This window comes from Saccharopolyspora hordei, from assembly GCF_013410345.1.
GTDB classification, from domain to species: Bacteria; Actinomycetota; Actinomycetes; order Mycobacteriales; family Pseudonocardiaceae; genus Saccharopolyspora; species Saccharopolyspora hordei.
The window spans coordinates 4786127-4798742 of record NZ_JACCFJ010000001.1 but is presented as its reverse complement, the minus strand read 5'-3'; the positions used below and the strand labels follow the sequence as shown (position 1 = coordinate 4798742).

Below are 12616 nucleotides of genomic sequence, written 5' to 3'. Positions count from 1 at the left end.
TCGAGACCGAACAGTTCCGTTAATCTTGGCCCTCGTGGACACCGACACCGCCGACCGCAGCTCCGAACCCGACGCGCCCGCCCAGGTGGTGCTCGGGCTGGTCCCGGCCGGCCCGCACCGGATCAAGGTCCGCGCGGCGCAGCAGGACGACCCGACCAGCCCGGTCGTCGTGCTGGTCCCCGCGATGGGCGTGCCGGCGCGCTACTACCGGCCCTTCGTGGCCGACCTGCACCGCCAGGGGCTGACCGTGGTGACCTTCGACCTGCGCGGCCAGGGCGAGAGCACCCCGGTCGCCTCGCGCCGCGTGCGCTACGGCTACCAGAGCCTCATCGACGACCTCGACGCCGTGCTCGACCTGGTCGAGTCGGTGCTGCCGCAGGCGCCGCGCTTCCTGCTCGGGCACAGCCTCGGCGGACAGGTCTCCCTGCTGCACGCAGCGCGCCACCAGGGGCGCGTGCAGGGCGTGGCGCTGGTCGCGTCGGGATCGGTGTGGTACCGCAGCTTCCCCGGCTTCGGCAGGGTGCGCACGCTGGTCGGGACCCAGCTGGTGGCCGCCGCCGCGACGCTGCTCGGCTACTGGCCCGGCCACCGGTTCGGCTTCGGCGGTCGGCAGGCAGCGAGCCTGGTGCAGGACTGGGCGCGCCAGGCCCGCACCAGCGTGTACCGCCTCAACGGCTCGGCCACCGACTACGAGGAGGCGCTGCGCGAGGTGCGCCTCCCGCTGCTGACCGTCACCGTCGCGGGGGACGGGCTGGCGCCGCGCTCCTCGGTGGACCACCTGGTGGCGAAGGCACCGCACGCGCTGCGCACCACCAAGCACTACACGAGGGCGGACGCCGGGGCGGACGACCTCGGCCACTTCCACTGGGTGCGCCACGGCGGCGAGCTGTCGCGGTGGGTCCGGGACTGGATCGCCACCGCGCACGTGCGCTCCTGACGGCAGACGCGAACAGGGGCGGGTGGGTCGTGCCCACCCGCCCCTGCGGACTCCGGTCGCGGAACGCTCAGCAGACCGAGTCGCTCGGCTTGGGGACGGCCAGCCCGAACAGCGGGCGCAGCTTCAGCCCGATCCAGGTGCCGACCAGGGCCATCAGCCCCCACAGCCAGCCGTGCAGCGAGAACGACGCGATGCCGGAGAAGTAGGCGCCGATGTTGCAGCCGTAGGCGAGGCGCGCGCCGTAGCCCATCAGCAGCCCGCCGATCACCGCGGCCAGCACCGCCTTCGCCGGCAGCCGCTTGGCCAGCACGAACGCGCCCGACGCGGCGGAGGCGACCAGGGCGCCGACGATGATCCCGAAGTCCAGCACCGTGGTGGAGTCGGCCAGCAGCGGACCGGCCAGCTGCTCGGCGCGCTCGCCCTGCCAGTAGGGCCAGCTCGCCACGTCCACGCCGACCGCCTGCAGCACCTTCGAACCCCACAGGACGAAGGCCGAGGTGATGCCCCACGGCGAACCGCGGGTCAGCAGCACGACGGCGTTGAGCGCGGCCAGCAGCAGCGCGCCGACCCACAGCGGCCACGAGCCGCGCAGCACCCGCCACAGCCCGCGGGACGTCGGCGGGCGCCCGGCGGGGGGAGCGTCGTGGCGGCGGGCCCAGCGGACCGCGACGAAGCCGATGGCGCCGAGCACGGCCAGCTGGACGACCAGCGCGCCGAAGTAGCCCAGCCCGGTGTCCTCGGCCAGCGAGAAGGAGCCGAGGGTGATCGCGTCGGAGGTCCACAGCGGGAAGTGCAGGGCACCCACCACGGAACCGGTGATGAACGACAGCAGCGTGATGACCAGCAGGGTGTTGCCGCCGCCGACGGCGAACAGCGTGCCCGAGGCGCACGCGCCGCCCAGCTGCATGCCGATGCCGAACAGCACCGCACCGACGACCACGCCCAGGCCGACGGGGGAGACGTTGCCCTCCGTCTCGCCGCCGAAGAAGGTCACGCCACCGGCCAGGATCGGGGCGAACAGGACCGACGCCGCGCCCAGCATGAGCAGGTGCGCGCGGATCCCCTCGGTCTGCCCGACGGAGACCAGCTGGCGCCAGGCCGAGGTGAAGCCGAAGCGGGAGTGGAACAGGGTCAGGCCGAGCGCGAGGCCGAGCCCGGCCAGCACGGCGGACTTCACCCCGACCACGAGGGCCGCGGCGATCACCAGCGCCACGGCGGCGAGCACGCCGACGGTCAGCGGGACCCACTGCACCCCGCCCTGCGCCTGTTGCGGCGGGGCGGTTCTCTGCGTGGCGGAAGTGGCTGTGGTGGACATTCGGAGACACTCCAGTGCTGGGAGTCGAACGCACCGACGAAACCACGTTCGGGCGGGTGATCACCACCGGTCCCGGACTGTGGGAAAGACCGGGCGGAAAAATTGATCAGGTTCCCGCGCAACCCCGTGCGCCACCCCCTCCGTCCCTAGGGCATGAGACGCCTACACACCGCAGTGGGTGCGGGGGCTCTGCTCCTGGCTCTCGCCGCCTGCGCCCAGCAGCCGAACGACGAAGTGGGTTTCGGTGGCCAGCCGCCGGCACCGCCCGGCCCGGTGGAGCCGAAACCGGAGACCGAACGCACGCCGGTGGCCGAGTCCCAGCTCGACACCTCGGCGCTGCCGAAGAGCTACCCGACCAAGGTCTGGACCCAGGACGGCGGCACCGTCGTGGTCGCGACCGGCCAGGAGGGCGGCTGCAGCACGGTGCACGCCGAAGCGGCCGAGCAGACCGCCGACCACGTCAAGGTCGTGCTGGTGGAGGAGACCCCGGACCCGCCCGGGATCTGCACCATGGACCTGCGCTACCCGCCGGTCGCCGTGCGCCTCGACGCGCCGGTCGAGGGACGGAAGATCGTGCTGGAGCAGCGCGACGTGAAGGTGCCGCGCTGACCGCCGGTGCGACGAGGAAGAACCTGCCCATGAGAACCAGCAGCTGACCGGAAACACCGCGTTTCCCGCAGGAGGTGGGGCTCCTGCGGGAAACGTGGTGTTTCACCACTGCCAGAGCTGGGCGGTCACTCGGACGCTCCCGTCGCGCTGACGAGGACCGCCGGTGCCGGGGTGGTCGCGCCCGGCGCCGCGCGGTGCGCGAGCACGACCCTCGGTGCTCGCGCACCGCGTCCCCGGCCGCGACCGGGCGGGCTCAGCGGGCGAAGGAGATCTGCAGGACCGGCTTGGTGGCTTCGGCGAAGAAGTCCTCGCCCTTGTCGTCGACCACGACGAAGGCCGGGAAGTCCTCGACCTCGATGCGCCAGACCGCTTCCATGCCGAGCTCCGGGTACTCCAGCACCTCGACCTTGCGGATGCAGTCCTGCGCCAGCCGGGCGGCGGGCCCGCCGATGGAGCCGAGGTAGAAGCCGCCGTGCTTGCGGCACGACTCGGTCACCTTCGCCGACCGGTTGCCCTTGGCCAGCATGACCAGCGAGCCGCCCGCGGCCTGGAACTGCTCCACGTAGGCGTCCATCCGGCCCGCGGTGGTGGGCCCGAAGGAGCCGGAGGCGTAGCCGTCCGGCGTCTTGGCCGGGCCCGCGTAGTACACCGGGTGGTTGCGCATGTACTCGGGCATCGGTTCGCCGGCCTCGAGCCGCTCGGCGATCTTGGCGTGCGCGATGTCCCGCGCCACCACCAGCGGCCCGGTCAGCGACACCCGGGTCTTGACCGGCAGCTTGGACAGCTCGGCGCGGATCTCGTCCATCGGGCGGTTGAGGTCGATCTTGACGACCTCGTCGGACAGCTGCTCGTCGACCACGTCCGGCAGGAAGCGGGCCGGGTCGCGCTCCAGCTGCTCCAGGAACACGCCCTCCGGGGTGATCTTGGCCTTGGCCTGGCGGTCGGCCGAGCAGGACACCGCGACGCCCACCGGCAGCGACGCGCCGTGCCGCGGCAGCCGGATCACCCGCACGTCGTGGCAGAAGTACTTGCCGCCGAACTGCGCGCCGATGCCGAACTGCCGGGTCATCTCCAGGACCTGCTGCTCCATCTCGACGTCGCGCAGCGCGTGCCCGGACGGCGAGCCCTCGCGCGGCAGCCCGTCGAGGTAGCGGGCGGAGGCCAGCTTGGCGACCTTGAGGTTGTACTCGGCGGACATGCCGCCGACCACGATCGCCAGGTGGTAGGGCGGGCAGGCCGCGGTGCCCAGCGACCGCAGCTTCTCCTCCAGGAACCGGCCGAGCCGCGTCGGGTTCAGCAGCGCCTTGGTCTCCTGGTACAGGAAGGTCTTGTTCGCACTGCCCCCGCCCTTGGCCATGAACAGGAACTCGTAGACCGGGTCGGTGCCGGCCTTGTTGTAGAGCTCGATCTGGGCGGGCAGGTTGGTGCCGGTGTTGCGCTCGTCCCAGAAGGTCAGCGGGGCCATCTGGGAGTAGCGCAGGTTCAGGTCCTGGTAGGCGTCGAAGATGCCGCGGGACAGAGCCTCTTCGTCCTGACCACCGGTGAGCACGGACTCGGTGCGCTTGCCGATCACGATCGCGGTGCCGGTGTCCTGGCACATCGGCAGCACGCCACCGGCCGAGACGCACGCGTTGCGCAGCAGGTCGGTCGCCACGAACCGGTCGTTGGGGCTGGCCTCCGGGTCGTCGATGATCGCACGCAGCTGGGCCAGGTGCGACGGGCGCAGCAGGTGCTGGATGTCCTTGATCGCCTCGGTCGCCAGGGCGGTGAGCGTGCTCGGCTCGACTTCGAGGAAGCGCCGCCCCGCCGCCTCGACCACGCGAACACCCTCGTCGGTGACGAGCCGGTATTCGGTGTCGTCGGGGCCGAGCGGCAGTACCTCGGTGAAATCGAACTTCGTGGTGGTCACGTCGCGGCTCCTTTGCGCGCGTTCGGGTTACGCGATGCCCCATGTAACCGCGTGGTGGATCACCGCGTCCACGGGGGGAGGGCCAGGTGTGACGGATCCCGTTCCGGTCGGGCGTGCCACCTGGGACGCTTGCTGGCGTACTCGTCGCCGCACCGCACGGTGCCCAACGCCACGGAGGTCACTTTGTCGACGACGGATCCGCTGGACCGGCTGGTCAACCTGCGCGACCTGGGCGGTCAGCCCATCGGCGACGGTGCGATGACACGCCCGGGCGTGGTGTACCGGAGTGACGCCCCGCACCGCGGCGACCGCGAGCCGGAGGGCATGCCCAGCTGGCCGCCGGCGGTGGTGGTGGACCTGCGCGACTCGTGGGAGACGGAGGGCGAGGAGCACCCGCTGTCCGGTGTCGCGGAGGTGCGCAGCATCCCGCTGCTGGAGGACCTCCGGCACGCCGACGTCGAGGTCGACGACTCGGCGCACGACCTGACCAAGCTCTACCAGTCGATCGTCCAGGGCGCGGCGAAGAAGCTGGTCGAGGTGTTCCGCACCGTGCTGGAGGCGGACGGCCCGGCGCTCATCCACTGCGCGGCGGGCAAGGACCGCACGGGCGTGTCGGCGGCGATGCTGCTGAGCGCGGCCGGGGTGCGCGACGACGCCATCGTGGCCGACTACGCGGTCACCGACCAGAACATGTTCAAGGTGCTGCAGCGGCTCGACGCCGCCCCGGTGCTGCCGCCCGGGGTGGACGAGGAGCAGGTCCGGGAGCTGATGTCGACCCCCACGGAGGCGATCGAGAGCGTGCTCGCCACCTTCGCCCGCTACGAGGACCGGGCGGCGGGCTGGCTGCGGGCCCACGGCGCGGCGGAGGACGAGCTGACCCGGTGGCGCCAGAAGTTCGCGGGCGGAGCCTGACCGCCCCGCTGCCTGACCGGACGGCCTGGTCCTCCCGACACGGGGGTGACCAGGCCGTTCGTGTTCGAGCACGGCGAACCGAACCAGATTCTTACGACGTAAGTTATGCTGTCGGCGGCAGGAACTCACGGCGTGAGGCCATGCGTGCGTGGCCGGAGGAGGTGTCGTGTCGACCATCGCGGTGATCGAGCGGTGCGGGCGGTCGCCGGCATGAGCGCAGGTCCCGTCGTCCAGCTCCGCTCCGGTGCCGTCCGCGGCCGCACGGTCGCGGGCATCCACCGCTTCCTGGGCGTCCCGTACGCGAGGCCGCCGATCGGGGAGGACCGGTTCCGCCCACCCCGACCGGCGCAGCCCTGGACGGGAGTGCGCGACGCCCTCACCTACGGGCCCACCGCGCCCCAGCCCGCCTTCGCGCTGCCCCCGGAGCTGGACCTGCAGTACCCGACCGTCCCCGGCGAGGACTGCCTGAACCTCAACGTGTGGACCAGCGACCTCGGCGCGGCCGGTCACCCCGTGCTGGTGTGGCTCCACGGCGGCGGGATGGAGGGCGGCAGCAGCGTCGGCTACGACGGCAGCCGGTTCGCGCGCGACGGGGTGGTCTGCGTGACGCTCAACTACCGGCTCGGCGTGGAGGGCTTCCTGCACCTCGACGACGGCGTCGTCAACCTCGGCCTGCTCGACCAGGTCGCCGCCCTGGAGTGGGTGCAGGACAACATCGCGGCGTTCGGCGGCGACCCGGACAACGTCACCATCGCCGGCCAGTCGTCCGGGGCGATGTTCGTCGGCATGCTGCTCACCGCGCCCCGCGCCCGCGGCCTGTTCCGGCGCGCGATCCTGCAGAGCGGCGCGGGGAACGCCGTGGTCGACCCGGAGACGGCGCACCACGTCGGGCGGGTCCTGGCCGGCGTCCTGGGTGTCCCGCCGACCCGGGAGGCGATCGCGGCCGTGCCGATGCCCCGGCTGCTGAGGGCCCTGGACGGGGTGGCCGCCGAGCTGGCCGCCCACCCCGATCCGCGCCGCTGGAACGGCGAGCCGGGATCTCGGGTGACCGCGTGGAAGCCGGTGGTCGACGGTCAGGTCCTGCCGGCGAACCCCCTCGACGAGGTCGCGGCGGGGGCGGGGGCGGACGTCGACGTGCTGATCGGCAGCAACGCCGAAGAAGGACGTCTGTCGCTGGTCCCGTTCGGCGGCCTCGGCCGGACCACCGACGAGGTGCTGGCGGAGGCCGCGCGGCTCTACGAGCTCCCGGTGGAGCGCGCCCTCGCGGTCTACCGGGAGGGCAACCCGGGGGCGGCCGCGGGCGACCTGCTGGCGCTGCTGCAACGGGACTGGTGGTACCGGGCGCCGTCCTACCGCCTGGCCGAGGCGCGGGCGAGGACGGGCTCGACGACCTACCTGTACGACTTCGCCTGGCGCTCCCCGCAGTTCGACGGCCTGCTGGGGGCCTGCCACTACCTGGAGGTGCCGTTCGTCTTCGACCTGCTCGACTCCCCGCGGTTCCAGCAGCTCACCGGGCCGACCCCGCCCCAGTCGCTGGCGGAGGCGATGCACGCGGCCTGGGTGTCCTTCGTCGCCGCGGGCGAGCCGGGCTGGCCCGCCTACGACCTGGTCAGCAGGCCGGTCCAGCGCTTCGACGAGCGACCCCGCCTCGTCCACGACCCGGCTCCGGGTGAGCGGACCGTCTGGGACGGCGTGTTCTGACACGTGAACGGCCCGTCCCTGGCGCAGGGGCGGGCCGTCTGGTCAGCGTTCCGCGGAACGCCGTACGAGGTCGGGAGGTCGGACCCGTCCAGACGACGACCCCGACCTCCCGGGGGAGGCGGTGCGAACACCGCGAAGTGCGAAGCGCCCGCGACCCACAGGCTGGCCCGACCCCGGGCACGAGGTCAACGAGCCAACCGGGTGGAAACGGGCGCTCGGTCTGCCAGGCCCCCTGGTGGCATCACACCACCGGGGGTTGGGCGGCACCGCGGGGCCGGGAGTCCGGCCCCGGCTCAGCTCGCGTAGGCGCGCAGGCGATCGGCGCGGTCACCCTGCCGGAGCTTGGACATGACCTCGCGCTCGATCTGCCGGACCCGCTCCCGGGACAGGCCGAAGGCCTTCCCGATCTGGTCCAGGGTGCGCGGCTGGCCGTCGTCGAGGCCGTAGCGCATCCGGATCACCGCCTGCTCCCGCTCCTCCAGCGTGGCCAGCACGCGGCGCAGGTCGTCCTGGAGGAAGCCGGAGATCACCGTGTTCTCCGCGTCCGCGGACTCGGCGTCCTCGATGAAGTCGCCGAGCGGGGCGTCCTCCTCGGCACCGACCGGCATGTCCAGGCTGACCGGGTCGCGGGAGTGGTCCATCAGGTCGTTGATCTTCTCGACGGGCATGCCCGCCTCTTCGGACAGCTCCTCGTCGGTGGCCTCCCGGCCGAGCTTCTGGTGCAGGTCGCGCTTGATGCGCGCCAGCTTGTTGACCTGCTCGACCAGGTGGACGGGCAGCCGGATGGTGCGGCTCTGGTCAGCCATGCCGCGCGTGATGGCCTGCCGGATCCACCACGTGGCGTAGGTGGAGAACTTGAAGCCCTTGGTGTAGTCGAACTTCTCCACCGCGCGGATCAGGCCCAGGTTGCCCTCCTGGATCAGGTCCAGCAGCGGCATGCCGCGACCGGTGTAGCGCTTGGCCAGGCTGACCACCAGGCGAAGGTTGGCCTCCATCAGGTGGTTCTTGGCACGGCGGCCGTCCCGGACCACGGCGTTCAGGTCCGCACGCCGCTCGGGGGTGAGGTCGTCGCTGGTCTCCAGCAGGTGCTTGGCGAACACCCCGGCCTCGATCCGCTTGGCGAGGTCGACCTCTTCCTGCGCGGTGAGCAACGCGGTGCGCCCGATGCCGTTGAGGTAGACGCGCACCAGGTCAGCCGATGGGCCCTGGGTGTCCAGTTCCTCGGCGACGGTGACGTCTGGCGTGGTGGTCTGCGGGACGGTCATGTGCTCCCTCCCTGACGGGCTGGCTTGGCGGGCGCAATTCACACGCTCGCGCGTCGTTGCGCGGTGCGGATGACGCGTACGCTCGTGGTAACGGGCTTGCGCGTCGACATCTCCCACGGATGTGTCGATCGGTGCCCCCGGCACCGATCGGCATGGCCGTCGAAGCATCGGTACCTGGAAAACGAACGGCGTCCCGAATTCGTTCCCGGAGTTCTCGACCAGGAGACGTCATGGCGGTCACACCCGTTGCGCCGCCAAGCCTGAGAATTTCCTGAGGAGCCCCGTTACGTCATTTACACCTCAACCAAGAGGGTGAATGGTCCGTCGTTGACGCTCTCCACCGACATCATGGCTCCGAACACCCCGGTCTCGACCCGGGCGCCCCGCTCGCGCAGCTCCGCCACGACCGCCTCGACCAGCGGTTCGGCGTGCTCCGGGCGCGCGGCCCCGGTCCACGACGGGCGGCGCCCCTTGCGGGTGGAGCCGTAGAGCGTGAACTGGCTGACGACGAGCAGCGGTGCCCCGGTCGTGGCACAGGACTCCTCGTCGCGCAACGCGCGAATCTCATGCAGTTTGCGCGCCATTTTGCTGGCTTCTTCACGACCGTCGGAATGCGTCACGCCCAATAGCACCAACAGCCCGGGCTCTTCGATCTTGCCGACGACCACTCCGTCGACCGTTACCGAGGCGCGCGTGACCCGAGTGGCGACCGCTCTCATCGCGCACCACCCTCCCATTCCGCGGGAACGACCATTCCGTGCCGGACGAGTTCCCGCACCACGGGAACGGCGGCGCGGGTCAGCTCGTCGGCGTCCTCGCCGAAGCCCATGGCGAGCAGCTCGAGGAGCTCGCCGAGCGGGAGCGCGCCGCGGCACCCGGCCAGCAGCCGGACGCCGAGCTCGTCGACCTCGTGCTGCCACCCCGGGCCGTCGGTGCGGTGCAGGCGGTGCACCAGCGGGCGCCAGCCCTCGTCACCGGGCCCGGAGACCTGCTCCAGCACCGTGCTGTCCGCGGTGACCAGCCGGGCCGCCAGCAGGGCCTCGTCCGAGCCGTTCTCGCGCAGCCAGTCCACGCGCCGCAACCACTGGTCGGACTCCGGGCCGAGCGGGTCGTCGAAGGCGTGCCGCAGGTCCTCGCACACCACCTCGCCGTGCGCGGCGTCGGTGCGGCGCAGCGTGACGAACCCGAAGCCGATGCCGACCACGCCGTTGGCCTCGAACCAGTCCAGCCACTCGCCGGCCTTCCGCACGCCCTCCGGGGAGCGCAGGTCGTAGCCCGCGTCGCGCAGCCACGTGCCCACGTACAACGCGGGGTCGGCGACGTCGCGCTGCACGAACCAGGCGTCGACACCGGCGCCCGGGGGCAGCCACCGGGTCACCCGGTCCTCCCAGTCCTCGCCCTCGCGGTGCACCCAGGACGCCAGCAGCTGCCCGGTGCCGCCCTCGTTGAGGAACGACGGCAGCTGGCGCACCACCAGCGCGCTCGCGTCGTCGCCGGCCAGGCCGGAGTCGCGGTAGGTGAAGTCGGTGCGCGGCGGGCCCACCACGAACGGCGGGTTGCACACCACCATGTCGAACCGGCGCCCGCGCACCGGCTCGAACCACTCGCCCTCGGCCAGGTCCACGTCGACCTCGTTGAGCCGGAACGTCGCTTCGGCCAGCGCGAGCGCCCGCTTGGAGACGTCGGTCGCGGTGACCCGCTGCGCGTGCGTGCTCGCGTGCAGCGCCTGCACGCCGCAGCCGGTGCCCAGGTCCAGCACCGAGCCGACCGGCCGGCGGGAGGTCGCCCGCACCAGGCTCAGCGAGGCGTGGCCGACGCCGAGCACGTGGTCGGGCTCGACCGGGCGGCCGCCGCGCAGGTCGGAGTCGAGGTCCGACACCACCCACCACGACTGGTCGTCGGCGCCGTGCGGGCGGACGTCGAGCCCGGCGCGGACCCGGTCGCCGTCGGCGACGACGATCCCGGCGGCCAGGGCGTCGGCCAGGGACAGCGGCGCGAGCGCGGCCTCCACGGCGTCCTGCGGCTCGGCCTGCCCGAGCAGGAACAGCCGGACGAGCGTGCCGAGCGGCCCGGCGTCGGTCGTGGCGCGCAGCGCGGGCACCGGTTCGCCGCGCCCGAGCGCGAGGTGCGCCTCCGGGCCGAGCAGCTCCACCACGCCGTCGGCGTCGTAGCGCGCGGCGCGGAACGCGTCGCGAAGTCGATCGATGCGGTCATGGGACAGGTCTGGAATCACGTTCCCGATCCTCACACGACCGCCGGATGGCGCATCCGCCCGCGCCCACCTCGGAGCAGCGGCGCGGGAACTCCCCACGGAGTCGGAGCGGGCTCGTGCGAAACGGTCACCTCGGCGGTCCCGGTGTGGCAGCCTTCGCTGTGACCTGACCGTCCCGGATCGTGGAAGGGTGCGATGTTCTCGGTCTCACTGGGGGATGACAACGCGGAGCTGCGCCCGCTCGAACCGTGGCGCGCCGAGGAGTTCCTGGCGCACGTGGACCGCGGGCGCGAGCACATCGGGCGGTACATCGGGCTGGCCGACGCGGTCACCGACCTGGAGTCCAGCCGTTCGTTCCTCCGCCAGTACGCGGAGAGGGCGGCGTCCGACACCGGGCGGATCTTCGGGATCTGGGTGGACGACCAGCTGGTCGGCGGCGTGCTCTTCCGGACCATGGACGTCCCGGGCGGCACCGCCGAGGCGGGCTGCTGGCTGGAGCCGTCGGCGGTGGGCAGGGGCCTGGTCACCCGGGCCGCGCGGGTGATCATCGACTGGGCGATCGAGGAGCGCGGCATCCACCGGGTGGAGTGGCACGTCGCGTCGGCGAACCGGCCCAGCATCGCGGTGGCCCAGCGGCTGGGGATGGTCCGGGACGGCGTGCTGCGCGAGAGCACCCTGCACCGCGGCGAGCGGCAGGACGTGGAGGTCTGGTCGGTGCTGGCGCCGGAGTGGCGGGCGGCCAAGCGGGCCGGCTGACGGCGCTCAGCCTTCGCCCAGGAGGCGCTCCAGCGTGCGCCGTCCCAGTTCGCTCATGCCCGGGTTGCTCTCGGCGTAGTACCAGACCAGGCCCACGGCCTGCACGAACGCCCACGCCGCGCCGCGCTGCCACTCCAGGTCGTCGCAACCGAGGGCCTCGCGCAGCGCCCGCCGCGGTCCGGCGTCGAACAGGTGCCAAGCCACGACCAGGTCCAGCGCGGGGTCGGCCGGGCCGAGCCCGCCGACGTCGATGACCCCGGCCAGCCGCCCGCCGGAGACGAGCAGGTTGTCCGGGATCAGGTCGCCGTGCGTCATGACGTCCCGGGTCGAGCCGCGCGGCAGCTCCCGCAGGTCCCGCCACGTCCGCCGGAGCCGCGGGACGTCCAGGAACGGCTCGCTGCGGCGGAAGCAGGTCTGCACCCAGGCCTCGTGCGCCCGCAGGTCGCCGCCGCGGCCCGTCCCGGAGAACGTGCGCCCGCGCGTGTCGAGGGCGCGGACGTCGCGGATGAACTCGGCCAGGTCGCGCGCGAGCGCCACGCCCGGGTCCGCCTCGGTGGCCACGGTTCCGGGCACCCAGGTCTGGACCGACCACGGCAGCGGGAACCCCGCCCCGGGCTCGCCCAGCGCGACCGGCTGAGGCGTGGGGAACCGGGTGCGGCCCAGCAGCTCGCGGGCCCGGTCCGCCTCGGCCGCGAGCTGCCGCCGCGTCGCGTCGGCGTCACCCGGCTGCAGCGGGAACCGGGCCGCGAGCCGCTCGCCGATGCGGAAGATCGCGTTGACGGTCCCCCGCGAGTCCACGCGCCGGACGGGCAGCTCCCGCCACGCGGGGAACTGCTCGTCCACCAGCGCACGCACCGTTTCCGGCGAGACGGCCAGCTGCCCGACGTGCATGTCCACGCCGCGCAGCCTCACACGAGCCGATCAGCACCCGCAAAGCCTTTGTGGTGGGCCGCGGACGGGCGTGAGGAGGTCGCCGGGCGGCCGCGCGTGCGACGATGGC

General features: G+C 72.8%; 11 protein-coding genes. 5 read left to right on the top strand and 6 right to left on the bottom strand.

The features are described 5' to 3' along the window. The first annotated feature begins 34 nt into the window (after nt 1–34). The gene (locus tag HNR68_RS21995; protein ID WP_179723649.1) at nt 35–937 is read left to right on the top strand and encodes an alpha/beta fold hydrolase; all 903 of its coding nucleotides are present in this window, start codon (nt 35–37) and stop codon (nt 935–937) included. A 67-nt stretch (nt 938–1004) separates the two neighbouring features. Here the strand turns inward: HNR68_RS21995 and HNR68_RS21990 are convergent, their stop codons facing one another. After that, a complete protein-coding gene (locus HNR68_RS21990) occupies nt 1005–2252 on the bottom strand; it encodes a YeeE/YedE family protein (RefSeq protein WP_179723648.1) in 1248 nt (415 codons plus the stop codon). Nucleotides 2253–2525: 273 nt separating this feature from the next. Between HNR68_RS21990 and HNR68_RS21985 the strand changes: the two genes are divergently transcribed. After that, nucleotides 2526–2861 (top strand): hypothetical protein, encoded by a 336-nt coding sequence (locus HNR68_RS21985; RefSeq protein WP_246330512.1) that lies wholly within the window; start codon nt 2526–2528, stop codon nt 2859–2861. A gap of 253 nt (nt 2862–3114) precedes the next feature. On the opposite strand, the gene HNR68_RS21980 is transcribed toward HNR68_RS21985, so the two are convergent. After that, nucleotides 3115–4770 (bottom strand): FumA C-terminus/TtdB family hydratase beta subunit, encoded by a 1656-nt coding sequence (locus HNR68_RS21980; RefSeq protein WP_179723646.1) that lies wholly within the window; start codon nt 4768–4770, stop codon nt 3115–3117. 183 nt (nt 4771–4953) lie between these two features. Between HNR68_RS21980 and HNR68_RS21975 the strand changes: the two genes are divergently transcribed. Further along, entirely contained in the window at nt 4954–5682 is a 729-nt protein-coding gene (locus HNR68_RS21975) for a tyrosine-protein phosphatase (RefSeq protein ID WP_179723645.1), read from the top strand. Nucleotides 5683–5892: 210 nt separating this feature from the next. Beyond that, nucleotides 5893–7383: a carboxylesterase/lipase family protein gene (locus HNR68_RS21970; RefSeq protein WP_179723644.1), complete on the top strand. Its 1491-nt coding sequence runs from the start codon at nt 5893–5895 to the stop codon at nt 7381–7383. A 293-nt stretch (nt 7384–7676) separates the two neighbouring features. Here the strand turns inward: HNR68_RS21970 and HNR68_RS21965 are convergent, their stop codons facing one another. The 3 genes from HNR68_RS21965 to HNR68_RS21955 all read right to left on the bottom strand — a co-directional run bounded on the left by HNR68_RS21965 (nt 7677) and on the right by HNR68_RS21955 (nt 10881). Beyond that, a complete protein-coding gene (locus tag HNR68_RS21965) occupies nt 7677–8648 on the bottom strand; it encodes a sigma-70 family RNA polymerase sigma factor (RefSeq protein WP_179723643.1) in 972 nt (323 codons plus the stop codon). 293 nt (nt 8649–8941) lie between these two features. Next, complete coding sequence (dtd, locus tag HNR68_RS21960) at nt 8942–9367, bottom strand: D-aminoacyl-tRNA deacylase (protein WP_179723642.1); 426 nt, start codon at nt 9365–9367, stop codon at nt 8942–8944. Then, a complete protein-coding gene (locus tag HNR68_RS21955) occupies nt 9364–10881 on the bottom strand; it encodes a DUF7782 domain-containing protein (protein ID WP_179723641.1) in 1518 nt (505 codons plus the stop codon). Before HNR68_RS21955 ends, dtd begins: the two co-directional genes overlap by 4 nt. A 174-nt stretch (nt 10882–11055) precedes the next feature. On the opposite strand from HNR68_RS21955, the gene HNR68_RS21950 reads away from it, so the two are divergent. After that, the gene (locus HNR68_RS21950) at nt 11056–11616 is read left to right on the top strand and encodes a GNAT family N-acetyltransferase (RefSeq protein WP_179723640.1); all 561 of its coding nucleotides are present in this window, start codon (nt 11056–11058) and stop codon (nt 11614–11616) included. A gap of 6 nt (nt 11617–11622) precedes the next feature. Here HNR68_RS21950 and HNR68_RS21945 read toward each other — a convergent pair whose 3' ends face one another. Then, nucleotides 11623–12507, bottom strand: a complete 885-nt coding sequence (locus HNR68_RS21945) for an aminoglycoside phosphotransferase family protein (RefSeq protein WP_179725362.1) — start codon at nt 12505–12507, stop codon at nt 11623–11625. Nucleotides 12508–12616: the final 109 nt, after the last annotated feature.

Bases quoted from the DNA above. Each gene is read 5' to 3' on its own strand.
- HNR68_RS21945 (WP_179725362.1), bottom strand. From the start codon at position 12,507: ATGCACGTCGGGCAGCTGGCCGTCTCGCCGGAAACGGTGCGTGCGCTG.
- HNR68_RS21965 (WP_179723643.1), bottom strand. From the start codon at position 8,648: ATGACCGTCCCGCAGACCACCACGCCAGACGTCACCGTCGCCGAGGAA.
- dtd (WP_179723642.1), bottom strand. From the start codon at position 9,367: ATGAGAGCGGTCGCCACTCGGGTCACGCGCGCCTCGGTAACGGTCGAC.
- HNR68_RS21990 (WP_179723648.1), bottom strand. From the start codon at position 2,252: ATGTCCACCACAGCCACTTCCGCCACGCAGAGAACCGCCCCGCCGCAA.
- HNR68_RS21950 (WP_179723640.1), top strand. From the start codon at position 11,056: ATGTTCTCGGTCTCACTGGGGGATGACAACGCGGAGCTGCGCCCGCTC.
- HNR68_RS21970 (WP_179723644.1), top strand. From the start codon at position 5,893: ATGAGCGCAGGTCCCGTCGTCCAGCTCCGCTCCGGTGCCGTCCGCGGC.